General features: G+C 61.2%; 24 protein-coding genes. 12 read left to right on the forward strand and 12 right to left on the reverse strand.

What is annotated here, in order from left to right; translation table 11 throughout:
* Positions 1–54: 54 nt before the first annotated feature.
* From HGP13_RS25710 to galE, 3 genes are all read left to right on the forward strand, one after another.
* On the forward strand, positions 55–231 hold the full coding sequence (locus HGP13_RS25710; protein ID WP_172230458.1) for a hypothetical protein: 177 nt from the start codon (positions 55–57) through the stop codon (positions 229–231).
* A gap of 795 nt (positions 232–1,026) precedes the next feature.
* On the forward strand, positions 1,027–2,067 hold the full coding sequence (locus tag HGP13_RS25715) for a UDP-glucuronic acid decarboxylase family protein (RefSeq protein WP_172230461.1): 1,041 nt from the start codon (positions 1,027–1,029) through the stop codon (positions 2,065–2,067).
* Entirely contained in the window at positions 2,064–3,095 is a 1,032-nt protein-coding gene (galE, locus tag HGP13_RS25720; protein ID WP_172230464.1) for a UDP-glucose 4-epimerase GalE, read from the forward strand. The genes HGP13_RS25715 and galE overlap by 4 nt, the downstream gene beginning before the upstream one ends.
* Before the next feature lies 1 nt (position 3,096).
* Here the strand turns inward: galE and HGP13_RS25725 are convergent, their stop codons facing one another.
* The 4 genes from HGP13_RS25725 to HGP13_RS25740 form a co-directional block, all read right to left on the reverse strand.
* Positions 3,097–3,522, reverse strand: a complete 426-nt coding sequence (locus tag HGP13_RS25725; protein ID WP_172230467.1) for a hypothetical protein — start codon at positions 3,520–3,522, stop codon at positions 3,097–3,099.
* 409 nt (positions 3,523–3,931) lie between these two features.
* Positions 3,932–4,390: a DUF995 domain-containing protein gene (locus HGP13_RS25730; RefSeq protein ID WP_246707122.1), complete on the reverse strand. Its 459-nt coding sequence runs from the start codon at positions 4,388–4,390 to the stop codon at positions 3,932–3,934.
* Positions 4,391–4,911: 521 nt separating this feature from the next.
* Positions 4,912–5,325 (reverse strand): hypothetical protein, encoded by a 414-nt coding sequence (locus tag HGP13_RS25735; protein WP_172230470.1) that lies wholly within the window; start codon positions 5,323–5,325, stop codon positions 4,912–4,914.
* 429 nt (positions 5,326–5,754) lie between these two features.
* Entirely contained in the window at positions 5,755–7,641 is a 1,887-nt protein-coding gene (locus HGP13_RS25740; protein WP_172230473.1) for a cellulose synthase catalytic subunit, read from the reverse strand.
* A 615-nt stretch (positions 7,642–8,256) separates the two neighbouring features.
* On the opposite strand from HGP13_RS25740, the gene HGP13_RS25745 reads away from it, so the two are divergent.
* Positions 8,257–9,180, forward strand: a complete 924-nt coding sequence (locus tag HGP13_RS25745; RefSeq protein ID WP_172230476.1) for a glycoside hydrolase family 26 protein — start codon at positions 8,257–8,259, stop codon at positions 9,178–9,180.
* A gap of 61 nt (positions 9,181–9,241) precedes the next feature.
* A complete protein-coding gene (locus HGP13_RS25750; RefSeq protein WP_172230479.1) occupies positions 9,242–9,760 on the forward strand; it encodes a DUF995 domain-containing protein in 519 nt (172 codons plus the stop codon).
* A gap of 28 nt (positions 9,761–9,788) precedes the next feature.
* On the opposite strand, the gene HGP13_RS25755 is transcribed toward HGP13_RS25750, so the two are convergent.
* Both HGP13_RS25755 and HGP13_RS25760 read right to left on the reverse strand, forming a co-directional pair.
* On the reverse strand, positions 9,789–10,238 hold the full coding sequence (locus HGP13_RS25755) for a DNA polymerase III subunit chi (protein ID WP_172230482.1): 450 nt from the start codon (positions 10,236–10,238) through the stop codon (positions 9,789–9,791).
* Between the two features lie 9 nt (positions 10,239–10,247).
* Positions 10,248–11,759, reverse strand: coding sequence for a leucyl aminopeptidase (locus HGP13_RS25760; RefSeq protein ID WP_172234848.1), 1,512 nt, complete (start codon positions 11,757–11,759; stop codon positions 10,248–10,250).
* A gap of 364 nt (positions 11,760–12,123) precedes the next feature.
* Between HGP13_RS25760 and lptF the strand changes: the two genes are divergently transcribed.
* The 6 genes from lptF (at position 12,124) to rsmA (ending at position 19,746) form a co-directional block, all read left to right on the forward strand.
* The gene (lptF, locus tag HGP13_RS25765; protein ID WP_172230485.1) at positions 12,124–13,326 is read left to right on the forward strand and encodes an LPS export ABC transporter permease LptF; all 1,203 of its coding nucleotides are present in this window, start codon (positions 12,124–12,126) and stop codon (positions 13,324–13,326) included.
* Positions 13,323–14,408 (forward strand): LPS export ABC transporter permease LptG, encoded by a 1,086-nt coding sequence (gene lptG, locus HGP13_RS25770; protein ID WP_172234849.1) that lies wholly within the window; start codon positions 13,323–13,325, stop codon positions 14,406–14,408. Before lptF ends, lptG begins: the two co-directional genes overlap by 4 nt.
* Positions 14,408–16,828, forward strand: a complete 2,421-nt coding sequence (locus HGP13_RS25775; protein ID WP_172230488.1) for an LPS-assembly protein LptD — start codon at positions 14,408–14,410, stop codon at positions 16,826–16,828. The genes lptG and HGP13_RS25775 overlap by 1 nt, the downstream gene beginning before the upstream one ends.
* A 90-nt stretch (positions 16,829–16,918) precedes the next feature.
* Positions 16,919–17,851 carry a peptidylprolyl isomerase gene (locus tag HGP13_RS25780; protein ID WP_172230491.1) on the forward strand — a complete coding sequence of 311 codons (933 nt, stop codon included), beginning with the start codon at positions 16,919–16,921 and terminating at the stop codon, positions 17,849–17,851.
* Between the two features lie 13 nt (positions 17,852–17,864).
* A complete protein-coding gene (pdxA, locus tag HGP13_RS25785) occupies positions 17,865–18,881 on the forward strand; it encodes a 4-hydroxythreonine-4-phosphate dehydrogenase PdxA (protein WP_172230494.1) in 1,017 nt (338 codons plus the stop codon).
* Positions 18,882–18,906: 25 nt separating this feature from the next.
* Positions 18,907–19,746, forward strand: coding sequence for a 16S rRNA (adenine(1518)-N(6)/adenine(1519)-N(6))-dimethyltransferase RsmA (gene rsmA, locus HGP13_RS25790; RefSeq protein ID WP_172230497.1), 840 nt, complete (start codon positions 18,907–18,909; stop codon positions 19,744–19,746).
* 39 nt (positions 19,747–19,785) lie between these two features.
* On the opposite strand, the gene gmk is transcribed toward rsmA, so the two are convergent.
* The 3 genes from gmk to mltG all read right to left on the reverse strand — a co-directional run bounded on the left by gmk (position 19,786) and on the right by mltG (position 22,639).
* Positions 19,786–20,442 (reverse strand): guanylate kinase, encoded by a 657-nt coding sequence (gene gmk, locus HGP13_RS25795; RefSeq protein WP_172234850.1) that lies wholly within the window; start codon positions 20,440–20,442, stop codon positions 19,786–19,788.
* A gap of 21 nt (positions 20,443–20,463) precedes the next feature.
* The gene (locus HGP13_RS25800) at positions 20,464–21,354 is read right to left on the reverse strand and encodes a YicC/YloC family endoribonuclease (RefSeq protein WP_172230500.1); all 891 of its coding nucleotides are present in this window, start codon (positions 21,352–21,354) and stop codon (positions 20,464–20,466) included.
* Positions 21,355–21,511: 157 nt separating this feature from the next.
* Positions 21,512–22,639 carry an endolytic transglycosylase MltG gene (gene mltG / locus HGP13_RS25805; RefSeq protein WP_246707123.1) on the reverse strand — a complete coding sequence of 376 codons (1,128 nt, stop codon included), beginning with the start codon at positions 22,637–22,639 and terminating at the stop codon, positions 21,512–21,514.
* Here mltG and HGP13_RS38055 point away from each other — a divergent pair.
* Positions 22,638–22,910, forward strand: a complete 273-nt coding sequence (locus HGP13_RS38055) for a hypothetical protein (RefSeq protein ID WP_246707124.1) — start codon at positions 22,638–22,640, stop codon at positions 22,908–22,910. The genes mltG and HGP13_RS38055 overlap by 2 nt on opposite strands.
* Here the strand turns inward: HGP13_RS38055 and fabF are convergent.
* From fabF to fabG, 3 genes are all read right to left on the reverse strand, one after another.
* Positions 22,898–24,160: a beta-ketoacyl-ACP synthase II gene (gene fabF / locus HGP13_RS25810; protein ID WP_172230506.1), complete on the reverse strand. Its 1,263-nt coding sequence runs from the start codon at positions 24,158–24,160 to the stop codon at positions 22,898–22,900. The genes HGP13_RS38055 and fabF overlap by 13 nt on opposite strands.
* 34 nt (positions 24,161–24,194) lie before the next feature.
* Complete coding sequence (locus HGP13_RS25815; protein ID WP_006203723.1) at positions 24,195–24,431, reverse strand: acyl carrier protein; 237 nt, start codon at positions 24,429–24,431, stop codon at positions 24,195–24,197.
* A gap of 199 nt (positions 24,432–24,630) precedes the next feature.
* Complete coding sequence (gene fabG / locus HGP13_RS25820; protein WP_096456439.1) at positions 24,631–25,368, reverse strand: 3-oxoacyl-[acyl-carrier-protein] reductase; 738 nt, start codon at positions 25,366–25,368, stop codon at positions 24,631–24,633.
* Between the last annotated feature and the right edge of the window lie 12 nt (positions 25,369–25,380).

Raw genomic sequence — 25,380 nt, forward strand, 5'->3', positions numbered from 1 at the left:
GACAGGATAGTGATGCCGTATTGTCGGCCCTCGCCAGGGGACGGCCCGCGGATTATGGGCCGTCCCCTGATTCAGGCATTTTTTGCAACCCGTCGCGTCGAGGTGCCCTTCCGCACATACGCGATCGCGCAATGGACGGTGCTCTCTACCTATGCGCTCAATGCGATTGCAGAAATGACCGATATTGCGGCACAAAATGGACATGTCGGCGTTTTCCGGCAAAACCGGTGATCCGCGCCCTGCGAATGAGAGGCCTTTATGCGCAGAGCCTTCGAACAGTGGGATGGAATAAAGTCGCAATCGAAGCCCGCCTCTACGACGCGGTTTTCCGTTCAGCTTTTGGCTATTGGCTTCTTTTCCACCATTGCCGGATGCGATTCGTCCTCTTTTCATAAAGAAATATTGGCCAAATATCTGCATCCAGACGTTTACATTTGCAGCCCGAGCGGCTTTGGCCAACAATCTAGTTGCACTCTAAAAATTTGACATCCGCCAGGGGTCATCCAGGGCGGCTTTTCATTTAAGCATATTTCCTGGGATACATGCCGAGATGCGCAATGGAGTGGCGACCTCCACATCTTCAAGCGCCAAGCCCCCGACACTTCGTCAAATGGCCGATCCAAACTGTTGATTTGAAAAGAGTATCCTCTTCAAGCCTCACAGTCCGGCGTTGCGGGCCCAAACCCACCCGAGGGTTAACCATTCGCAAAATGTTGTAGTTAATCAACTACTAATTTAGTTGACTGGGATTTCCACAGGTATATTTTCAAGCTGTTGGGATGTGCAATTTGGGCGAGCAATCGACGATGATGGCACCGGGCGGGTGATCGCGATTTCGGGTGTGGATACGGGTGTGGGCAGCGGCACGTGAAAGCCGTGTAGCACCAGCCCGGCGAACCCAGAGAACAATTAACGCACATCATGTTGGCGAATCCGCCGATGCGGAGGGTTTGTCACGGTCTGAAGGCGCGGCCGGACTGTTTGTCCCGGCTCGGCGGTAGCGTGCGCGTTGCGTAAGGGGAAAGCATGAGCAAGGTCATCAAGGTTCTGAAACTGGGCTCCGGAAGCGGTCAAAGGGAGCCCAACCAAAAACGACGTCGCGCCCTGGTTGCCGGAGGCGCAGGCTTCCTGGGGTCGCATCTGTGCGAACGACTGTTGCGGGATGGGTATGACGTCGTCGCGCTGGACAATTTCCACACCGGAAAAGAATACAATCTCAATGCCCTTCTGCGCAATCCCAGGTTCAGCTGCATCGAGCACGACATCGTAGATCCGCTGCCTGTGGGCCTCGAGTGCGACGAGATCTACAATCTCGCCTGCCCTGCCTCTCCGCCGCACTATCAGGCGGACCCGATCCATACATTCAAGACCAGCGTGCTCGGTTCGCTAAACCTTCTGGAGCTCGCGCGCCGGAACAATGCCAAGATATTCCAGGCCTCGACTTCGGAGGTCTATGGCGACCCGTTCGTGCACCCGCAGCCCGAGAGCTATTTCGGCAATGTCAACACGCATGGACCGCGGTCCTGCTATGATGAAGGCAAGCGTTCGGCCGAAACCCTGTTCTTCGACTATTCGCGGACATATGGGCTCGACATCCGCGTTGCCCGTATCTTCAACACCTACGGTCGCCGCATGCAGCCCGATGACGGGCGCGTGGTCTCGAACTTCATCGTCCAGGCCCTGCGCGGCGAAGACCTGACCGTCTATGGCAGCGGCCTGCAGACCCGCTCCTTCTGTTATGCCGACGACCTGATCGAGGGCTTCATGCGGCTGATGAATACGCCGCGTGCGCCTGCCCATCCGGTCAATCTCGGCAATCCCGGCGAATTCACCATCATGGAGCTCGCGACGCTGGTCGTCGGCTACACCAGATCCCGATCGAAGATCGTGCATCGGCCGCTGCCGGTCGACGATCCCAGGCAGCGCAAACCGGATATTTCCTTCGCCAGGGACAATCTCGGCTGGGAGCCGAAGATCAACCTGGCCCAGGGGCTCGCGCACACCGTCGATTATTTCGATACCTTGCTCTACGGCAGCCGGATGATCACGGGGGCAGCGGCTTCATGAGCCGACCGGCGATCCTGGTAACAGGCGGAGCGGGCTTCATCGGCAGTCACACCTGCAAGCTGCTCGCCGCCGCCGGCTATCTGCCCGTGGCCTTCGACAATCTGTGCCGAGGCAACCAGAAATCCGTCACCTGGGGTCCGCTGGTCGTCGGCGATATCCGCGACCGGGATGCGCTGCGGGCGGCGATCGGGACATACAGGCCGACGTCGGTCATCCACTTCGCGGCGCTGGCCTATGTCGGGGAATCCGTTCACGAGCCTGCCGACTATTATTCGACCAATGTGGCCGGCACCGTCGCCGTGCTCGACGCGGCACGTGCGCACGCCATTGAAAACATCATCTTCTCCAGCAGTTGCGCAACCTACGGCGTGCCGGAAGCATTGCCCGTTCGCGAAACCTCCTCGCAAAATCCGATCAGCCCTTACGGGCGCACCAAGCTGATGGGCGAACAGATCATTGGCGACTATGCGTCGGCCTACGGGATGAAATTCGCAATCCTGCGGTATTTCAATGCCTGCGGCGCCGATCCCGACGGCGAAATCGGCGAGTGGCATTCGCCCGAAACGCATCTGGTTCCCAGGGTGCTGATGGCGGCGTCAGGCATCATCGACGAAATCGAGGTCTTCGGCACGGACTACGATACTCCGGACGGGACCTGCGTGCGCGACTATATCCATGTCAGCGATCTTGCCCGCGCCCACCTGAAAGCGCTCCAACACCTCGAGGGCGGCGGACAAAGCCTGGCAGTCAACCTTGGTACCGGGCGAGGCGTATCCATCAAGGAGATCGTACAGGCGGTAAGCCGGATAACCTCAAGACCGGTTCCGACCGTCTTCAGAGCCCGGCGCCTGGGAGACCCGGCCGAGCTCTATGCCGATCCGGGCAAGGCGCGTGCGCAGCTTGGCTTTGTGCCTGAGCTTTCCGACATCGACACGATCGTCAGGACGGCGGCGCCATTCTTCGGGTTGCAGACACAATCAGTGCAACTGCCGCCCAGCGAGGCGGCAGCGTCCGTCGCTGCTCGCTAGATCAGAGATAGCGCGGGTGGCAGCTTGCGCGTTGGCCAAATCCGCTGGGACTGCAGATATAAGGCGAACCGCCCAGCAACGGACCATCTTCGCCAGGATTAAAGGCGACCTTCACAGGCCCCGGCGTGCGAACCTTGGCCGGCTGTGGTGACGCAAAAGCATAATCACTTTCGGTCGTCTGTGCCGCGCTCGTCATCAGAATCCGAGGCTCGATTCTGAGCGAATGAACCGTGGACATGGCGTAGACCGGCAGGGCCGCGGGTTTGCTGCGGATCGGGTGGACCACAGGCTTGATGGAGACCGAATTGGTCTCGGTCGCATCCATACCCTGGCAGCCTGCAATCGCTGAGATCATCGCCACAATCGCAACAACAGATACTATATTTTTGCTTGGGCGAAATGCGCCCATTGCGGATTTGTTCATCATATGTCCCTCGTTATCAAGTATAAGCCAAGGGCGTATTGCGACACACATGCCTCCGTCGCTTCCACGCCGCGTGGCAACCACTCGCACATCGCGCACGAACATTAGACATCACTAATTATTAAATTTAATCAAAACCCTATGGTAAGCCCACCGCCTCGTCGTCCGTCAGATACAATTGAATGCGATCAATCAGCGTTCGGCGCGCCGGCTGCTCCACCGAACCGCTTGATGCTTCACCATAAGCGATTCGCAGGTGCCTTGACAGGCGCCGGCAAAGGCAACCTACTGTCAAAGCAGGGACGGATTTGGGGTCTGCTCTGCCGCCGCGATGGGTCTGGAGCGGATCGCGCAATGCGGACTGTGTCAACGCTCATGCGCCGCATGCTACTGTCGGCTTAGCGGCCGAGACCTAATTCTTGGAATCGATCAGCTTGCGGGTCTCTTCGAACTGCGCGCTCTTGGTGTCGCCGGCTACGAATTTCCGGTATTCGTCGGAAGGATCCTCGGGAGTTCGCTTAAAACTGTACCATTCCCCATCCGGGTCCTTGCGCTGCTCAATGGTCTCGCCCTTGATGCGGTGGCTGTAGCAGGTGCGCTGCAGCTTGCCCTTATAGCTCTTGGACCGCCAGGCGACTTCCATGCACATCTGGCCGTCTTTGGTCACCAGCCACCTGCCCTCGGCGACGGAGGCTGAACCCTGCCCCGACGTCCACGCCCTGAGGGGTCGGCCGGCCTTTCCGAAATAGGCCGCTCCGTCTTTCCATAGCCATGTGCGGTCGGTGTAGAGAAGCTGCAGCTCAAAAGCCGTCGGCACGGTGGCGGCTGCTTCCACAGGCTCCGGCTTCTTTTCGTCGGTCGCGTGAGCCACTCCGACAAGCGCCAGCTGGCCACAAACGACTAGCAGAGGCACAAGCCATATGCGCCTGGCAGACTGGCCGCGTTCTTTACCTGCGCGAGGCCAGGGCAACCCGGTCGAAACTGTCGGCGCAATCAGCGGTCGCATGTCGGTTTTCGCATCTCGATCCAGCGTAGCGCCGACACAATCATGACCCAGGACGCGCCACCACGGAGCGTTCTCCCCATCGACGCAGCTCAGGTTCCCAAGCCGCGCAGTCAGCAACTGGCTTACGAGCATTAACAGCCGGGCAAAGACCGATGTCAACCTTTTGCGCCGTAACGAAGTGCTTCAGGCCAAGGGGGCGACAAGACCCCGCAAACGCGGGCCGATGTGAGACTTCGACATCAATCCACGAGAGCCGATCGAAGAGGATCGAAGGCGTTCGTCGATTGGTATCGGCACGAATGGAAATCCGGGCGCGATGGGTGGATGCGCGGCCCGCACCGCCTCCCCCTCTCGCGCTCGGATTCCAGTCCCCCGCCGAACTCCTGCTAGCGTGCGCGGCAAGCCGCGCGCTGGCCAAATCCGCTCGGACCGCAGATCCAGGGCGAATGGCCGAGGAATGGGCCGCCATCGCCGCCCAGCTTGTAAGAAACCCTCACCGGAGCAGGCTTGATGATCCCGGCCCGCTGTGGCCGTACGAAAGCGGCATAGGCCGTTTCGGTCGTGCGCGTCACGCTGGTCGTCTGCATGAGGCGCTTGCGGCTGAACACATGGGACCGCTTCTTGACGACGTAATGGATCTTCTTGACCGGCGCATGCACCGCAGGCTTGCCGGCGAGTGAGCCGGTCGTGGTCGCGTCCATGCTCTGGCAACCGGAAACCATCGAGATCAATGCAACGGCAGCTATAGACCAGGCATTTTTTCTGCCCTTAGCAACCAGACCCCTCATGACTTTGTTCATCACCTATCCCCTGCCGATAAATGCAAGTCGATTGGACGCGGACATATTTTTCTTTGGTGTCTTCCGCGCCGTGTGAACGGCCAACCGCTATTCACATCATGGCTTAATATTAGGGGATACTTATTAACATTCGCGCAAACGGCATGGTCAGCACAGTATTTCGCGCTTCCATCGGATATGATTAAAATGCAAACATTGTTTGGTTGTATCTAGTGGCCTCTCGAGCCGCAAAACAGGTTCTCGCTCGAGGTTGCGCGGCGTGCCATCAAAAAGGATTTCATTCCGACCGGCTCAGCCTAGTCGCCGTTGAGGACTGTGACTGTTGGCCGCAACGATCCTCACCCAAAAACGGCGGCAGTCGATCGATAGAATTTCAATCATAAAGTTACTTGCTTGAACGACAGCTGTCTCGGGGCATTTCCATTCGACTTATTTGACGGGTGCTTCATCCCAGCCGGGGTTAAAGTGGAATGTCCGGGTTCCGACCCCACCACGGCCGGCGCCAGAGACGGGATAGGCGACGCTGACGATGCGCAGACTGCCCGCCCCCTGCTGCAGCCCATATATGCCTTCGAGGCCGCGATCATAAAGTGCAGCGCCTGGCACCGAGACCGCAACGCCGGCGAGCGAAGCCTGCAAGGCGAACTTCGCTACATTGCGACGCAACGAAATTCTGTTTTCTACGAGATGCCGGACGATGATCACAACCACAAGCAAACCATAGATAGACGCATTGAAGGCAGCAAACCAGTAGAACCCCGTAGCGCTCGAAGCGTGGTCGGCAAGAAGAACTGGCAAAGAAGCGCCGATCGCAAGCACCACGTAGGGAACGATGACGCGGGCAGGCAGGAGGTTTTTCGGACCACTGCCTTTGGGGGTAACGCGAAAGTCGACGAACGACTTGGTCAGATAATCACGAATGGACGACAGCGTGCCCGCCAACACCCACGGCCAACGTGCAAAGAATGAGAACAGCGTTCCTTCCCAACTGATTGTCTTCGCGGTGAGCGGACGCGACAGACCGAAGGCCTTCAGGATCATCACGAGAAGAACCAAGACTGTCGAATTTGGCGCGTAATAACACAGGAACTCGGTATAAGTCACATTAGCGAAATTCTGCCCCGACAGAAGTGCATAGATCGGCATGACATACATGAAAAGCGAGAATATGGCGAACAGCGGATACCAGAGCTGACGAAACAGGAATTGAAACTTCAGCCGCGGCGTCAGCTTCGAAAGATAGATGGGCGAGTATTCGAGCATGATCGTCATCAAGCTCCGCGACCACTGGAATTCTTGCGTGACAAGATCGGCGAAGGTTTGCGGGCCGTCGCCATGAGCGATAGCGTCTGTCGCATGCACGCCGCGCCATCCGGCTGCAATGAACAGCATGGACGTCGAGTGATCTTCGGCCAGTTCCGGACCAAGGCCGCCGATTTGCTTGAGCGCGGCGGTTCGAACGGCATAATGCGAACCGATGCAAAGCGGCGTTCCGTCGCGCGTGTGACCCGACTGCAAGGGGCCATGGAACATCCCTTCCGGAAACAGCCGGCCGCGCGCTGACCAGCTCTCTGCGGCATTGTTGTCGCAAATGCTCGGCGCGGAGACATACCCGACCGCTGGGTCGGCAAAAGCGACCAGAATTTCCCGGAGATAGGTTGGGGTCGGTACGTGGTCGGCATCCATCTGGGCGACGAAATCATACCGCTCATAGCCGTAGTGGTCGTAGAAAAACGCCAGGTTGCCTTCCTTGCAGCGAGTGCGGCGCGGCCACACCTTGCGGTGATAGTCTTGCCGTCCGCGCCGCGTCGAAATCATGACGTTATGGGCACCGCACCAGGCGACCGTTTCCTCGGAGGGGTCCTCGTCGGCCAGCCAGGTGTCATGCGGATAGTCCTGCGCCAGCATCGCCTCGAGGGTTCTAGCAACCACGGACAACGGTTCGGACGGAGCTTTAGTCACCACCATCGCGACACGCGAATGTCCCGAGATGGTGTGAAGTCCGGACGGCTTTTTCATCGCATGCACGTTCAAGAGAAAGTACATCGGCATGAACGTGAGCCAAACAAGGGTGAGCGTCGCCAACAGGTATGGAACGACGTGCTCAACGTGCTCCGGCCGCAGCCACCAGACCCAGAAAACCCCGAACGTGACTGACCAGCAAGCAAGTCCCAACGCCCACACCCGCCGCTGGTTGGCCGACAGAACAGGTACGAGGAAAGGAGCTTTCTCCGACGCGTTGGTCAGAGCCGCCCCACGCCGTCGTGTCGGCCTGGTCTTACCACTGATGGTTCCTACGTCCGCGGAAACACTCATACACGTACCGCCGCACTCTGAACGTCAGCCGAACGACAGCCGACAAGCTTCAAACCCCGCCACAGAATCCGCCTGCGTTCCCTTAGAGTCAACTAAATTAAGTGTTCCTTAACCAACCTTCTTGAGAACTGGTTAACCTAACGCCTTGAATCGAAGCGGGAATTCCGTGAGGCGCTCGCCACCGACCTCCCCTGAAACGGCGAGCCGGCGATCTTTTTGCGTTGGAGAATTCGTCGATGGGGCCGCGAAGGCCTGGTGCGCTCTGGCCCGAAAGCAGCGTTAACCATGTTGCGAAGGGCATGGTTAAGCAACCCTTAATTGCACTTGACTCTTGGTCCCGACCGGCTCTTAAATTAGTCAGGGATGATATATCGGGATATTGACGCGAATTTGTGAGTATCGCGGCGAAATCTCTCTCTGTAGCTCCTCGATGTCGGTGCTTTGAGAGATAATTGTTGGGTAGTTCCTGTGCGAAGATTCGCACGCCCCAATGGTCGCTACGTATCCCACAAATTCCGCCAATAGAGCGATCGGTCTTGGGCAGTCGCATCGAGTTCGATGCGCAGTGGCGACGCTTTGACTTCCGCGGGAAGTTCAGGCGATGGGAGAACAAACATGAAAAACTATGCGGCAAGTGCACTTGCAATCGCGTTCGCTTTGGGCGGAAGCGCAGCGTTCTCGATTCCGGCAGGCGCCGGCTCGGCAGCCGCTACGGATCCCGTTCAGACGAGCAGCGCCGCGTCGGCGTTCGGATCCTATGATCCCTACGGCGACTTCAGCGCCGACAAGACCGCCAGCATCGAGGAGTTGTTCCTGCCTTGGGAAGACGTCGATCTGGCGACCCTGCCCTTGGCCGATGCCTATGCCCTTCAGCGAAACCGGTCGCTCTTGATCACGATCGAGCCTTGGACCTGGTCGAAGGACTGGCGCATCACGCCTAACGAACTGCGCGATGGCATATTGAGCGGCAAATATGACGCCAACATGCAGGCAATCTGCAACCTGGTGGGGGCCATGAAGAGCCCCGTCACCATTCGCTGGGCGCAGGAAATGGAAGACAAGAACGGCCGCTTCACATGGGCCAACTGGGCCCCCAAGGATTGGATCGCCGCCTACAAGCGCGAGGTCGATCTTTGCCGCAAGGCCGCTCCGGCCGCCAAATACATGTGGTCGCCCAAAGGCGAAGAGGGTCTGGAGAAATACTACCCTGGCGACGACTACGTCGACGTCATCGGCCTGTCGGTGTTCGGTCTGCAGACAAAGGACAATAACGAGGCCGGTCGTGACCGTACGTTCGCCGAGACGCTGAAGCCAGGCTATGACCGCGTCGCGGGTTTCAACAAGCCGATCGAAGTGGCGGAACTCGGCTATGTCGGGAAGCAGGAATATGTTTCGCAATGGGCGGCCGATTCCCGCAAGTCCTATTCGGAATTTCCGGCTCTGACGTCGGTCGTCTACTTCAACCAGAAGGAAGTGTGGCCATGGCTGGGCGGCTATGGGCTGCCCGACTGGAGGGTTACCCAGCATGTCCTGCCCTAAGCGTACTGTCTAAGTGCAAGCGTATGAACTGAGCCTAGCGTAAAATTGTTGGGGTGGGGTCGTGAAACGAGTACTGGGGAATTCCATTGGAACAGCATTTGCCTGTTCCATAGCAGTCCTGGCTTTCCAGCTTCCGGCGGGAGCCAAGACAGCGGCGCAAGTCGCAGAACTGGCCAGGCAGGCCGAAGCGGTGCCCGACGAAGGCATCTACCAGATGTATCAGAACCGCTCGTGGCTCTGGGGCCGAAACGGTGCGGGTTATTTTGCCGTGCAGCATCGTCAATTCAGCGCCTGGACTTCAGACAAGGGCAAGCTGGGTTACGGTGACGGGATCTGGTTCATTCCCGGAGGAGGCAAGCTCTGCTTCCGGGCGAAATGGCATGGCGCGGGGGGCGACTCCAATGCCCTCACCTGCTTCGAACATCGCCAGACCGGCCGGGTGCTCTACCAGCGCAAGTTACCGGATGGCGACTGGTACATCTTCAGGAGCTCGCATCGCAACCTGGCGGACGAGTTCATGAAATTGAAATACGGCGACTACGTCACCAAGAAAGAAAACCGAATCAAGGCAATGGAATAGGCATCGCCATTTGCCAGAAGCCGCTGGGCTAAGCCTTGCGCTCCCAGCGGCGGTCTGATGACTGCTGCCAGTAGGTCACGGCATGGCCGGCATCCTTCATCGTCTTCCAATGCACCCGGGCCGCCTCGACCTGGGCGGCGTCATGGCCGTCGAACAGGAATACGGCACGCTCGTAGCCGCTGAGTTCGGGCGGCATCGCGCCGTCGACCAGGAACCTTATCCTGGCCTCGTTGGGATTGCCGTCGCCGGTGGTCAACAGGATAGGCTGTTCACCGGGATAGGCCTCGCGGTCGGTCGCATGCGCCAGGAACGAATCGTCGCGGAAGGTCCACAGATGCTGGTCGAGCGCGTCACGCCGTTCCTCGGTGCCGGTCTGCACCACCGCGCGCCAGCCACGATCAACGCTGCGCTCGAGCAGGCCGGGCAGCGCCTCCTCCAGCGTCGATTCGGTCAGGTGGTAGAACAGCACGTCGGCCATGGATCAAGGTCAGCTTTCGTAGTGATCGCGCACCAGCCGGTCGAGCAGGCGCACGCCGAAGCCTGAACCCCAGGACTGGTTGATCTCGCTCGACGGCGAGCCCATCGCCGTGCCGGCAATGTCGAGATGCGCCCAGGGCGTATCCTTTACGAAGCGCTGCAGGAATTGCGCGGCGATGATGGCGCCGCCATAGCGGCCGCCGATGTTCTTCATGTCGGCGTTCTTGGAATCGATCAGCTTGTCGTATTCGGCGCCGAGCGGCATGCGCCACAACCGTTCCTGCGTCGCCTGCCCCGCCGCCGCCAGCCTCTCCGCCAGTTCGTCATTGTTGGAGAACAGGCCGGCATAGTGCAGGCCGAGCGCAACCATGATGGCGCCGGTCAGCGTCGCCAGATTGACCATGAATTTCGGCTGGAAGCGGTCGTTGCAGTACCACAGCGCGTCGGCGAGCACGAGGCGCCCTTCGGCGTCGGTGTTCAGCACTTCGATGGTCTGGCCCGACATCGAGGTGACGATGTCGCCGGGACGCTGGGCATGGCCGTCGACGGCGTTCTCGACGAGGCCGATGATGCCGACGACATTGGCCTTTGCCTTGCGCGCGGCCAGGGCATGCATCAACCCGGTGACGGCGGCGGCGCCGCCCATGTCACCCTTCATGTCCTCCATGCCCGAAGCCGGCTTTATCGAATTGCCGCCGGTGTCGAAGGTGACGCCCTTGCCGACGAAGGCAATCGGGCTGTCCTTGGGCTTGCCGCCGTTCCACTGCATGATCGCCATGCGGGCTCCGCGAGGCGAGCCTTGGGCTACGCCGAGCAGCGAGCCCATGCCGAGCTTCTTCATCTCCTTCTCGGCCAGGATCTCGACCTTGACGCCGAGCGCCTCGAGTTCCTTGGCCTGGGCGGCGAACTCGACCGGTCCCAGCACGTTTGCCGGTTCGTTGACCAGGTCGCGCGCCAGAAGCACGCCGTCGACCACCGCCTTGGTCTCGGCGAAAGCCTTCTTGGCGCCCGCGGGGTCGGCGGTGTGGATGGTGACCTTGACCGGCTTTTTCGGATCGGCCTTTGCGTCATCCTTGTCCTTCCTGGTCTTGTACTTGTCGAAGGAGTAGCTGCGCAGGAGAATGCCCGCAGCAAGGTTGGCGGCGTCCATGCCATCAGCCGAGGCGCCGACCAGGTCGAGCACCACGGCGACGTCGGTTGCCTTGCGCAGCGACGCCGCAATGGTGCCACCGAGTTTCAGCCAGGCATATTCATCGAGCCCCGCCGCCTTGCCGGCGCCGACCGCGACCAGCCGGTCGAGCGACGTTCCTTCCGGTGCCAGAATCTCGACGACGCCGGCGAACTTGCCGCTGAACTCGGCCACCGGAAAGGCCCGATCCAGCGTCTTGCCGGGATCGTAGGCCGTGGCCGCATCGCTCAGGCCACCGTCATCCGCCGACAGCACGAAGACGGTGCCCTTCCTGTTCGCCGCTGTCTGAGGCGCGGCGAATTTTGCAAAGGCGATCAACGGTCTCGGGTTCATCATGTCCTGCTTTCGGGGATTGCGCGATTGTGCGCGAAGCGGTTTTAAGTGATCCGCGACATTTGGTCGTTTTCCGGCATTTGGCAAGACTTTGCCAAAATGACCACCCATATGACACTTGGAATCGATGGCGATTCGTCGCGGCACGGCCCCGCTTTACGCCGCAACATGTTATTAACCATCGATGTTTTCCCTTTCTTATCCATTCCCTCCGACACTCCGGTCCATTGCGGCACGCGACGTCGGACGGGAACCGGTTCGCCTGCCTGATCGAGCCCATCGGAGCCAGTTGTGCGGGCGTCGCCGGACAGCTACCCTTAGCGCGGTGGCATGATGCCGTTCGAGAAAATCGAGTAAAGCCTTCATGAAGGTCGTTGAACGCTACATCATGCGCCGCGCTTTCGTGGTCTTCCTGGCAGCGCTGGTCTGGACGCTGGCCATCGTGTGGACCACGCAGGTGCTGGCCAAGATCGATCTGGTCACCGACAGCGGCCAGTCGTCGCTGACCTTCTTCGAGGTCGCCGCCCTCATTCTTCCGTCGATCATTCCGATCGTCGTGCCTTTCGCGCTGGTGGTGGCGGTCGCCCAGACACTCAGTGTCATGAATTCGGATTCCGAACTCGCCGTCGTCAACGCCGCCGGCGCCTCGCGCTGGACGATCGCGCGGCCAATCATGCTTCTGGCCCTCGCCGCCAGTGTTTTTTCCTTTGCCGTCGACAATGGCATCGATCCCTATGCACGCCAGAAGAACCGGGCTTTGGTGGCGGAGTCGCGCGCCGACCTGTTGTCGCTGATCATCCAGGAAGGCACTTTCCGAAAGATCGAGGACGGGCTGTTCCTGCAGATTGGCGAGCGGCTTCCCGACAACAAGCTGGGCGGCATCTTCGTCGCCGATTCGCGCGAGGAAGGCGTCAATCTCGTCTACTACGCCAAGACCGGCAGCGTCGTCGAACGCGGCGGCGAAAAGGTGCTGATGATGAACGACGGCGTCATCCACCGCAAAACGCTCACCGGCGACCTTAGCGTCATCCGGTTCACTTCCTATGCCTTCGACATGTCGGCCTTCATGGCGGCGGCCTCCTCAGTGACGCTGTTGCCGAAGGACCAGACCACCCAGTACCTGCTCAATCCAAGCCCCAACGACAAGAGTTTTCAGCAAAATCCGCAGGAATACCGGGCCGAGATCGACCAGCGGTTTTCCGAATGGACCTATTCCATGGTTTTCGCGCTGATCGCGCTCGCGGTCGCCGGCGATGCGCGCTCGCATCGCGAGGCGCGCGTCAATCCTTTGATCACGGCGATCACCATATCCCTGTTCGTGCGCTGGCTGGGTTTCTTTGCCGCCAGCAAGGCCGATGAAGTGCCGCAATACGCCTATATGGTCTATGGCGTGCCGATTGTGGCTTCCGCCGTGGCCATCTGGTTCATCGTGTCGAACCGGACCATGGAACTGCCGGTGGCCTGGGCGGACAGGATGACGAACCTGGCCAGCCGCTTCACTGACGGCTGGAATGCCCTCAAACTGCGTTGGTCGAGGCGTGGCACTTCAGGTCAGGGGATCGGCTGATGGGCTGGACACTGGGCCGTTATTTCTTCTTCCGCTATGTGACGATCACGATCTGGTTCTTCCTGGGCCTGCTGGCGCTAGTGTTCCTGATCGATTTCACCGAGCTGTCCGGCCGCACCACCGGCCTGCCCGGTTTCACCTATGGGACGGCGGTGGCCATTTCGGGCCTTCGTATGCCGATGATCATGCTGCAGACGGTGCCGTTTGTCGGCCTGTTCTCGGCAATGGCGACACTGGTTTCGCTCAACCGCCGTTACGAGCTGGTCATCGCGCGGTCCGCCGGCGTTTCCGCCTGGCAATTCCTTTTGCCATGCTGCATCGGAGCGTTGCTGTTCGGCTTTGTCTCGGTCGGGCTCATCAACCCGCTCGCCGCGCATGCCTTCTCCTTGTCCGAGCAGATCGAGACCCAGTTGCGCTCCGGCAAATCAAATACGGTTTCGGCCGATGCCGCACCCTGGATTCGCCAGAAAACCGCCACCGGTGACACCATCATCGGTGCGCGGGCCATCCTCAACCAGGGCCTCGAGATGGCCGATGTCGTCTTCTTCATCCTCGATCCGAAAGGCAATATCGTCGAGCGCACGGACGCCGCCCGCGCCTATCTGCGGGACGGCTACTGGGAATTGCAGGATGTGAAGACCTTCAGGAACGGCACCATCCAGCCCGCGGCCAGCGATCGTGTGCCAACCAATCTGAAGCCCGAATTCGTGCAGGAGCGGCTGGCGCGCCCGGAGACCATTCCGTTCTACGACCTGCCTGGAAAAATCGAGGTTGCCCGTTCCTTCGGCCTCAAGGCAAATGCCTTTGCCATGCAGTTTGATTCGCTGGTGGCGTTGCCGTTCCTTCTCGTCGCCATGACGCTGATTGCGGCAACAGTTTCAATGCGATTTGCGAGAATGGGGCAATCGGCGACGATGATTCTGGGTGGCGTCGTTGCCGGGTTTCTGCTTTATGTCGTTTCGGTGCTGGTGAAGGCATTCGGCGTGGCGGGATTCGTACCGACAGCCATAGCCGCCTGGGTGCCGGTCGTGGTAGCTATGTTCTTCGGGGTGACTTTCCTGCTATACAAGGAAGACGGCTAGTGAGGGAGGCGTTTTTGCCCAGCGACAGGCAGGCCAATTTGGTGCGCCTTTATGCGGCGAGCGCCTTGGCGTGCCTGCTTGCCTGCGCCGTGCCTTTGCCTGCCTTCGCGCAGGAAGTCGGCAAGATGGCGACCAACGTGCCTCCCGGCTCGCAGATGCTGCTGGCGGCCGACACGCTGGAGTACAACAACGACAACCAGACGGTGACCGCTGTCGGTGGCGTGCAGATCGACTATGGCGGCAACCGCCTCGTCGCCCAGAAGGTCATATACGACCGCAACACCAAGCGGATGGTTGCCACCGGCAATGTTGAGATCGTCAACAGCGACGGCACCAAGATCAATTCGCAGCATATCGATATCACCGACGATTTCGCCGACGGTTTCGTCAACGCGCTGCGCGTTGAAACCATCGACAAGGCCTATTTCGCCGCCGAAAGCGCCGAGCGCATGGGCGGCGTGCTGACGACCTTCCACAATGGCGTCTACACCGCCTGCGAGCCGTGCGAGGACAAGCCCGACAAGGCACCGACCTGGCGCGTGAAGGCTAGGAAGATCATCTGGAACGGCGAGAAGAAGACGGTTCGCTTCGAGAATGCGAATTTCGAATTCTTCGGTTTTCCGCTCGCCTACCTGCCCGCGTTCGAGATCGCCGACCCGACGGTGAAGCGCAAGAGCGGCTTCCTGATCCCCAGCATCAACTACAACAGCCACCTGGGCTACAGCGTCAAGATTCCCTATTATTTCGCACTTTCGCCGACTTATGATCTGACGGTGACAGGAAGCGGCTATACCAAGCAGGGTTTCCTCGGAGAGGCCGAGTGGCGCCAGCGTTTCAACAATGGCGAGTACAGTTTCAAGGTCGCGGGGATCCAGCAGCAGAATCCCGACGCCTTCATCGACAGCGCCGGGCGCAACATCGATTCGGGCACGATGGGCGATCCCAACAAGTTCCGCGGCATGATGGGCACGCAAGGGCAGTTCGCCATCAACGAGCGCTGGAATTTCGGCTGGGACGTGCTGCTGCAGACCGACAAGGACTTTTCGAGCACCTACAATATCGACAAGTATAATGCCGGCGTACATCAGTCGGCGGTCTACTTGACGGGACTCAACGGCCGCAACTACTTCGATGTGCGAGCCATGCACTTCGACGTGCAGGAAGATACGCTCAACAGCAATATCTCCGCGCGCAGCAACCAGCAGCCTTGGGTGCTGCCATCGCTCGACTACGCATACATCCCCGATGTAGCGGTCGCCGGCGGCCAGCTGTCGCTCAATGTCAACGCGCGAGTGCTCCATCGCGATGAACTGGATGAGACCTACTTTACCCCTTACGTGCCCGGTTCGGGTACCCAGCGTGTGCGCGGCATCGAAGGCGAATCCGACCGTCTGACCGCCGAGGCCGAGTGGAAGCGGTCATTCGTCACCGACAACGGACTGGTGCTGACTCCGTTGCTGGCCCTGCAGGGCGACGTCGACTACCTCAATGCATCATCGGCCTCGCTCGCCGCCGTCAACCAGATGGCGACAAATTTGGGCGAGCAGGACGATATGCGTTCGTCGTTTGCCCGTTACATGGCAACCGCCGGCCTCGAAATGCGCTGGCCGCTGCTGTTTTCCATGGCCAGCGGATCCAGCCATGTCATCGAGCCTATGGCGCAGGTCTTTATGCGTCCGAACGAACAATATGTCGGCGGCCTCTCCATTCCGAACGAAGACGCCCAGAGCATGGTCTTCGATGCGACCACCCTGTTCGAACGCGACAAGTTCTCCGGTTATGACCGCATCGAGGGCGGCTCGCGTGCCAATGTCGGCTTCCGCTATTCCGGCTCCTACATCAATGGCTGGGGCACCAATGCGATTTTCGGCCAGTCCTATCAGATTGGCGGCGAGAACTCCTTCGCCGCGCCGGATCTGGTCAATGTCGGCGCCTATTCGGGCCTTCAGACCACCAAGTCCGACTATGTCGGTCTGTTCGGCATTAACAGCCCGAATGGATTCGCGGCCTCGGTCAGTGGCCGCTTCGACGAACAGACCTTCGAGATGCGCCGCGCCGAGTTGAGGGCCGCCTATTCGGGCCTTCCGGTGTCGTTGAGCGCCAAATACGCCTTCATCCAGGCTCAGCCGCTCTACGGATTCACCACCGATCGTCATGAGGTCACGCTGGGTGCCTCCACGCATCTGGCCCAGAACTGGCGCGTGTTCGGGACAGGAACGTATGATCTGCAGGAAAGCCTGCTGGTCAAGGATGGAGTCGGCTTCGCCTACAACGATTCCTGCTTCACCTATCTGATGACGTACTCGCAGTCGCGTGACCTGAACACCAGGGAAGTGACACAGAGCATCGGCTTCAACCTGTCGTTCCGCACCCTTGGCGACTTCGGCTCGTCGACCAGCGCAGTCGACACCATCCAATAGCCGGCGAGACATCGTTTCGCCGCATAGGGCTGGCACGGATTCGCGCACCCGGAAGAGGACGAAATTGGGCGGAGCCGGGATAGAATTGGGATGCTAATGATGAGGAAATACCTCTTTTCAGCAGGGTTTGCGCTGCTTGTGGCGGCGACATCCGTGTCGATGACCGTCTTGACGCCACCGGCTTTCGCCAGCGAGATCAAATACGTCGTCAACGACATACCAATCACGTCAGGCGATATCGCGCATCGTGCCGCTTTCCTGAAATTGCAGCGCAAGAAGGGCGACGCCGCCCAGGAAATGATCGACCAGACATTGCGCATGGCGGAGGCCAAGCGACTTGGCATCCGCATCAGCGACGCCCAGGTCGAGGCTGCCTATCAGCGCTTTGCTTCCGGCAACAAGATGCAGCTTAGCCAGCTTGACGGCGTCATGGAAAAATCCGGCGTCAGCAAGGACCATTTCAAGGAATTCATTCGCGCCCAGATGGCTTGGAACCAGGCCTTGAGCGCGCGTTACCATTCCGGCGAAGGCGGCAGCGTGACCGAACAGGATGCGGTCAGGCGCATGCTCGACAAAGGCGGGGCCAAACCGAGCGCCACCGAGTACATGCTGCAGCAGGTCATCTTCGTCGTGCCCGCCGCCGAACGCAGTGCGACGCTGGCCAAGCGCAAGCGCGAGGCCGACGCCATGCGCGCCCGCTTCAATGGCTGCAACACGACGCGCGAATTCGCCAAGGGCCTCCTCGACGTCACCGTTCGCGATCTGGGCCGGGTGCTGGCGCCGCAATTGCCGCCGGACTGGGCCGAGCAGATCAAGGCGACCAAGGTCGGCGCCGCCACGACCACGCGCGAGACCGAGCGCGGCGTCGAATTCATCGGCATCTGCTCATCGCGCGAAGTGTCCGACGACAAAACAGCCCAGATGGTGTTTCAGAGCGAAGGCTCCAGCGACAAGGCCGCCGAGGATCTCAGCAAGAAATATGTCGACGAGCTGAAGGCGAAAGCCCGCATCGTCAAGCGCTGACGTGAAGAGCGCGATGACCGCGCTGGCGCTCAGCATCGGCGATCCATCCGGCATCGGCCCCGAAATCGCCATCGCCGCCTTCTTGGCCCGCGAGGCAGTGGGTCTACCCGCCTTCTATCTTTTGGCAGATCCGACGCTGATCGCCTCGCGGGCAAGCCGGCTGGGTGTATCGGTTCCGAGCGTCGAGACAACGCCGGCGCAAGCGGTGCAGGTTTTCGCCCATAGCCTGCCGATCGTCCCGCTGGCTGCCCAATTCGTCGACAGTCCTGGCCGGCCGGATCCGACCAATGCGGCCGGCACCGTCGAGGCCATCGACCGCGCTGTAGCCGCCTGCCTTGCCGGCGACGCCGCCGCCGTCGTCACCTGCCCGATCGCCAAGAAGCCGCTCTACGACGCCGGGTTCCGCTTTCCCGGTCACACCGAATATCTGGCACACCTGGCGGCCCGGCACACCGGTGTCGACGCAATGCCGGTGATGATGCTCGCAGGGCCTGACCTGCGCACGGTTCCCGTCACCATCCACATCGCTTTGGCCGAGGTGCCGAAGACCTTGACCAGCGAACTGATCATCGCGACCGCGCGCATCACCGCGGCCGACCTCGCCAGCCGCTTCGGCATTGCCAGGCCGAGGCTTGCCATTGCCGGCCTCAATCCACATGCCGGCGAAGGCGGTTCCATGGGCCTGGAGGACGAGCGCATCGTGCGCCCGGCAGTCGACATCCTGCGCGCCGAAGGTATCGATGCTTTCGGCCCGCTGCCGGCCGATACGCTGTTCCACGCCCGGGCGCGGGCAGGCTACGACGTGGTACTGTGCATGTATCACGACCAGGCATTGATCCCGGCCAAGACGCTGGCCTTCGACGAGGCGGTCAATGTCACGCTCGGCCTGCCCTTCATCCGCACCTCGCCAGACCACGGCACTGCCTTCGACATCGCCGGCAAGGGCATTGCGCGGCCCGACAGCCTGATCGCGGCGCTGAAGCTCGCCAGAAAGCTCGCCGACACCGACGCAAAGGCGGTGGCCGCATGAGCGCTATCGTTTTGGGTCCGAACACATGAGCATCGACGGTCTGCCGCCGCTGCGCGACGTCATCGAGCGCCATGGGCTTCAGGCAAAAAAGGCGCTTGGCCAGAATTTCCTGCTCGACCTCAATTTGACCGGCAAGATCGCACGCGCTGCTGGCGACCTCACAAACACCGCAGTGATCGAGGTCGGCCCGGGACCCGGAGGGCTGACAAGGGCGCTGCTTTCCAACGGCGCCCGCCGGGTCGTCGCCATCGAGCGCGATGAACGCTGCCTGGCTGCCCTTGCCGAAGTCTCCGCTCACTATCCCGGCCGGCTGGAGGTGATTTCCGGCGACGCGCTGAAGGCCGACTTCGCCGCCCTCGCCTCCGCGGCTGCCGGAGACAGTGATCCGGTGCGGATCGTGGCCAACCTGCCGTACAACATCGGCACGGAACTGCTCGTCCGGTGGCTGACGGTCGTGGACTGGCCGCCCTTCTACCTGTCGATGACGCTGATGTTCCAGCGTGAGGTGGCCCAGCGCATCGTCGCTGCGCCCGGCAGCGATGCCTATGGCAGGCTTGGCGTGCTGGCCGGCTGGCGCACGCGGGCCAGGATCGCCTTCGACGTGCCACCCCAGGCCTTCACACCACCGCCCAAGGTCACCTCTTCGGTGGTGCATCTGGAGCCGCGCACGACACCCCTGGCCACTGACGTGAAGAAACTCGGCCGCGTCACCGAAGCCGCCTTCGGCCAACGCCGAAAGATGCTGCGACAGAGTGTGAAAAGCCTCGGCGGCGAAGCCTTGCTCGAGCGCGCGGGCATCGATCCGACCCGCCGCGCCGAAACGCTCAGCGTCGAGGAATTCGTGCGACTGACCAATGCGGTGTAGCTCGCTTCTCCCCGTTCTCGGGAAGAAGCAAAAAAGACCTCACACCGTCTTCTCGTCCAGCAATCCCGAGACGAAATCAAAAAGCCCGGGCCGGCGGTCCCGCCGCAATCGTTCGGCTACGACGATGCCGCGCACCTCGGCGAAGGCACGGTCGAGATCGTCATTGACGATGACGAAATCATATTCCTTCCAGTGCTCGATCTCGTTGCGAGCGTTCTTCAGCCGTGTCTCGATCACCGCTTCCTGGTCCTCGGCCCGGCGCTTCAGCCGTGCCTTCAATTCCTTCATCGACGGCGGCAGGATGAAGATCGAGACGATGTCGGCGCGCATCTTCTCCTTCAGTTGCTGCGCACCTTGCCAATCGATGTCGAACAGCATGTCGCGGCCTTGCGCCAGCGCCAGTTCGGCGGGTTCGCGCGGTGTCGCATAGCAATTGCCGTGCACTTCGGCCCACTCGAGCAGCGCGTCGGAATCGCGCAGCCGTTCGAAGTCGCGCATGGTGCGGAAATGGTAGTGAACACCTTCGATCTCCGAGCCACGGCGCGGCCTGGTGGTGACCGAGACCGACAGTTCGAGGCTGGAATCGCTTTCCAGGAGGTTGCGCGCGATCGTCGACTTGCCGGCGCCGGATGGCGACGACAGCACGAGCATCAGCCCCCGGCGGCGGATGCGGGATCCCAAATCCCTGGGAACCATCGGTTCCTTGGCGGCCATCGGCTACTCCAGATTCTGGACCTGTTCACGAAACTGGTCGACCACGGCCTTCAGCTCCAGCCCGATCGCGGTGACTGCTGCGGCGTTCGACTTTGAGCACAGCGTATTCGATTCGCGGTTAAATTCCTGTGCCAGAAAATCAAGCTTGCGGCCGACGGCGCCGCCGCTCTCGAGCAGGGTCCGGCCGGATGCGACATGCGTTTTCAGCCGGTCGATCTCTTCGCGGATATCAGCCTTGGTGGCGAGGAACGCCGCCTCCATGTGCAGCCGGCTCGCATCCAGATTGGCGGACGCATCCATCAGCAGCTTGACCTGCTCGGCGATGCGTTCACGGATCGCCGTGGTCTCGCGAGACGGATCCGCCTCGGCGCGCAAAGTCAGCGCCTCGATGGCGTCGATGTGGCCGGATAGCAGCAAAGCGAGTGCCGCACCCTCGCCCTGCCGTGCCTGTTCCAGCCCTTTCAGTGCCACGTCGAGCGCAGCCATGATGGCGATGTCGAGCGCGGTGCGCGCCTCTTCGGTTTCCACGGTCTCGGGAATGTCGAGCACGCCACGCAGCGACAGCAACCCGTCAGCCGTCGCGGGGGCAACGCCGAATTGTTCCTGCAGCCGCTTCGCCAGCCCGGCAAGGTCCTTTAGAAAGACGTCGTTGACGACGGGTTGCGCCTGCGCGCCGGCGGCGCGGCCGATGGTCAGCGTCGCCTGGAAATTGCCGCGGGCGAAACGCTTCTGCAGCGTTTGCCTGACCGTCGGCTCCAGCCGCTCGAAACCCTGCGGCAGCCGCAGCCGCACCTCGACGCTCTTGCCGTTGACGGACTTGACCTCCCAGGCGATCGAGGTGCCGTCACGCTCGGCGACGGCACGCGCAAATCCGGTCATGCTCTGCAAATTCATGTCGCCTGCACCCCCCTGGCGCATCACCCCAAAGCCAGTTTTCCGGACGGGGCAAGTGCTGCTTGAAAACAACCACGCCGCGGGTGCGTCGCAATCGGACGCCTGGCGTTCTTTCAAATGTCAGGCTGTCGCCTTCCGGGCAACGCCTTTCTTCGTCTTACTGGGCGTCACCCGCATCGCCGCCGGCATCGCCATTGTCGCCACCGGTGCCGTCGCTGCCATCGGCAGGCTTGTCTGTAGCGGGCTTGTCGTCAGCAGGCTTGTCGGCATTGCCGTTGGTATCAGAGGCAGCGGCAGCCTTGGCCGCGTCATCGGCCTGCTTCTTCTGCAATGCACGATAACGGGCGACGTTCTCATTGTGCTCGTCCAGCGTCGCGGCAAAGACGTGACCGCCCGTGCCGTCGGCAACGAAATAGAGATCGTCGGTCTTCGATGGATTGGCCACGGCCTCAAGCGCTGCGCGGCCCGGATTGGCGATGGGCGTCGGCGGCAGGCCGCTGATCACATAGGTGTTGTAGGGCGTCTGCTTCTGAATGTCCGACTGGTAGATCGGGCGGTCCGCTGGCTTCCCCTTGCCACCGAACAGACCATAGATGATGGTCGGATCGGATTGCAGGCGCATGCCCTTGGCCAACCGGTTGAGGAAGACGGCGGCAACGCGCGAACGCTCGTCACCCCTGCCGGTTTCCTTCTCGACGATCGAGGCCAGGGTGACGAAGTCCTCGACATTGGCGAGCGGCAGGTCCGGCGCGCGACGCTGCCAGACCTCGTCGACCAGCTTCTTCTGATCGGCCACCAGCTTGTCGATCATCTGCTGGCGCGTCGCACCGCGCGTGAAGCGCAGCGTGTCGGTGGCAAGGCTGCCCTCGGGGGGCGTTGTCGGCGGCATGTCGCCGCTCAAGGCGGGCTCGCCGGCGATACGCTGCAGCGCCTGCTCAACCGTCAGCCCTTCCGGAATGGTCAGCGAGTACATCACCGACTTGCCGCTCTTAAGAAGCTCCATGATGTCGCGCATGGATGCCCGGGGCTTGATCTCGTATTCGCCGGCCTTGAGCGCGGAATCATTGCCGAAGGCACGCACGCCAAGGCGGAAGACGCGGGCGTCGCTGATCAAGCCGCGGCGCTCAAGCTGGTCGGCGATGTCCGCGACACCAGTGTTCGGCTTGACCAGGAAGGTGTCGCCATTGGCCGAGGGACCGGCTTCGGTGAATTCCTGCTTGCCGAAGTAAAGCGCCGCGCCCGCTGCCAGAACCATCAGCATCACCAAGGAAATGACGAAGTTCATGAACACGACGACCTGGCTGCGCGAAGCGCGCGAGCGCTTCGGCGGCGGCGTTCCGGCTTCCGGCCGCAAGGCCTCGCTGGCTGTCTTCGGCACGATCGGCCCGGTGTTCGCCGGCCGCTGCCCGAATTCTCCGTTGCCCGACGGATTTGTGTTCATTTTGCCCTACCGTTTGATCGCCCAACGAATCCCCTGCGGCAGAGTAGGGGCGAATATGGCAAAATTGACGGCAGACCGAAGCATCGCCCGGCAGCCGGACGATCAGCCATTATAGCGCTGGAACACAAGCGAAGCGTTGGTGCCGCCGAAACCGAAGGAGTTGGACAGCGCCACGTCAATCTGGCGAGCCCGCGGCTTGTTCGGCACCAGGTCGATCGCGGTTTCGCGCTCCGGGTTGTCGAGGTTGATGGTCGCCGGCGCGACATTGTCCCGGATGGCGAGGATCGAAAAGATGGCTTCGGCGGCACCCGCCGCGCCCAAGAGATGGCCGATCGACGACTTGGTCGACGACATCGAAATCTTCGACGCCGCATTGCCGACCAGCCGCTCGACGGCGCCGAGTTCGATCGTGTCGGCCATGGTCGAGGTGCCGTGCGCATTGATGTAGTCGACATCGGCGGGCGTAAGCTTGGCCCGGTTCAACGCAGCCGTCATGCAGCGGAAAGCCCCGTCACCGTCTTCAGCCGGAGCCGTGATATGGTAGGCATCGCCGGTGAGACCGTAGCCGGTCACCTCGGCATAAATCTTCGCACCGCGCGCCTTGGCGTGCTCCAGTTCCTCAAGCACCACGACACCGGCGCCCTCGCCCATGACGAAGCCGTCGCGGTCACGGTCATAGGGCCGCGACGCCGTCTGCGGCGTGTCATTGCGATCGGTCGACAGCGCCCGACAAGCGGCGAAGCCGGCGATAGACAGCCGCGTCACCGGCGCCTCGGCGCCACCGGCGACCATGACGTCGGCATCGCCCCACATGATCAGCCGGGCCGCATCGCCAATGGCGTGCGCGCCGGTCGAACAGGCCGTGACGACGGCATGGTTCGGGCCTTTCAGCCCGTGCCGGATCGAAACCTGGCCGGAGACGAGATTGATGATCTGGCCCGGGATGAAGAAGGGGCTTATGCGGCGCGGGCCGCGTTCCTTGAGGATCATCGCGTTCTCGGCGATGCCCTCGATGCCGCCAATGCCCGAACCGATGAGCACGCCGGTGGCGCATTGCTCTTCGTGGGTCTTGGGTTCCCAGCCGGAATCCTTCAGCGCCTCATCGGCGGCTGCAATCCCGTAAAGGATGAAATCGCCGATCTTGCGCAATTCCTTCGGCTCTAGAACGGCCTCGGGATTGAAGGTGGCATTGCTGCCGTCACCACGCGGAACGACGTGGGCGATCTTGCAAGCAAGATCCTCCACCTCGAACTCGGTGATGCGTTTGGCGGCGCTGCGGCCGGTCAGAAGTTCCTTCCAGCTGTGCTCGAAGCCCATGCCGAACGGCGACAACAACCCTAGGCCCGTGACGACGACACGCCTCATCGCAGGTCCTCCCCGGTGATGACTGCGGAAAGCGTCAGGCCGAAGCCTTGTCGATGTACTTCACCGCATCGCCGACCGTCAGGATGGTCTCGGCTGCGTCGTCGGGAATTTCGACGCCGAATTCTTCTTCGAACGCCATGACGAGTTCGACCGTGTCGAGGCTGTCAGCGCCCAGATCATCGATGAAGCTCGCCTGCTCCGTCACTTTGTCGGCATCGACGCCAAGGTGCTCGATGACGATCTTCTTGACGCGCTCTGCGGTGTCACTCATTTGGGGCATCCTCGTCTTTTGTTTGTCTGTCTTCGTTAGCGGGCAGAATGCCGCTAATCAAGCTGAAAGATGGTCCTGCCGGAAACGCCACGGCCACGGACCGGTTTTTGCCCGAACCGCCGGGTTGCGGGCCGCATTACACGAAAAATGGCTGAGGTCCAAGGCGAAATGGTCTCTTTTCACAGCCCTGCTGTATCCGTCAAATCATCGCCATGCCGCCGTTGACATGGATGGTCTGGCCGGTGACGTAGGCGGCTTCGTTGGAGGCGAGGTAGGCGACAGCGGACGCCACTTCAACACTCGTGCCCATGCGGCGCGTCGGAATCGCCGCCATGATCGCCTCTTTCTGCTTGTCGTTAAGCTTGTCGGTCATCGCCGATTCGATGAAGCCCGGGGCAACGCAGTTGACGGTGATGTTGCGGGTGGCGATCTCCTGCGCCAGCGATTTGGAGAACCCGATCATGCCGGCCTTGGAGGCGCAGTAATTGGTCTGGCCGGGATTGCCGGTCACGCCGACCACCGAGGTGATGTTGATGATACGGCCATGGCGGCGGCGCATCATCGGATGGGTGAGTTCGCGGGTCAGCCGGAAAACGGCGGTCAGGTTGACCTCCATCACCGTGTCCCAGTCTGCGTCCGACATGCGCACGAACAGGCCGTCCTTGGTGATGCCGGCATTGTTGACCAGGATATCGACGCCTTCGAGCTCGGCCTCCGCCTTCTGGCCAAGCGCCTTGACCTCGTCGCGGTTCGACAGATTGGCCGGGAACAGTTTGACCCGGTCGCCGAGTTCGCCTGCCAAGGTCTCCAGTTTCTCGATGCGGGTGCCGTGCAGGCCGACAATGGCGCCTTGCGCATGCAGCACGCGGGCAATCGCCTCGCCGATGCCTCCCGATGCGCCGGTGACGAGCGCCTTGCGGCCGGTCAGTTCGAACATGTTTTGTCTCCT

Source organism: Mesorhizobium sp. NZP2077 (assembly GCF_013170805.1).
Classification (GTDB): Bacteria; Pseudomonadota; Alphaproteobacteria; order Rhizobiales; family Rhizobiaceae; genus Mesorhizobium.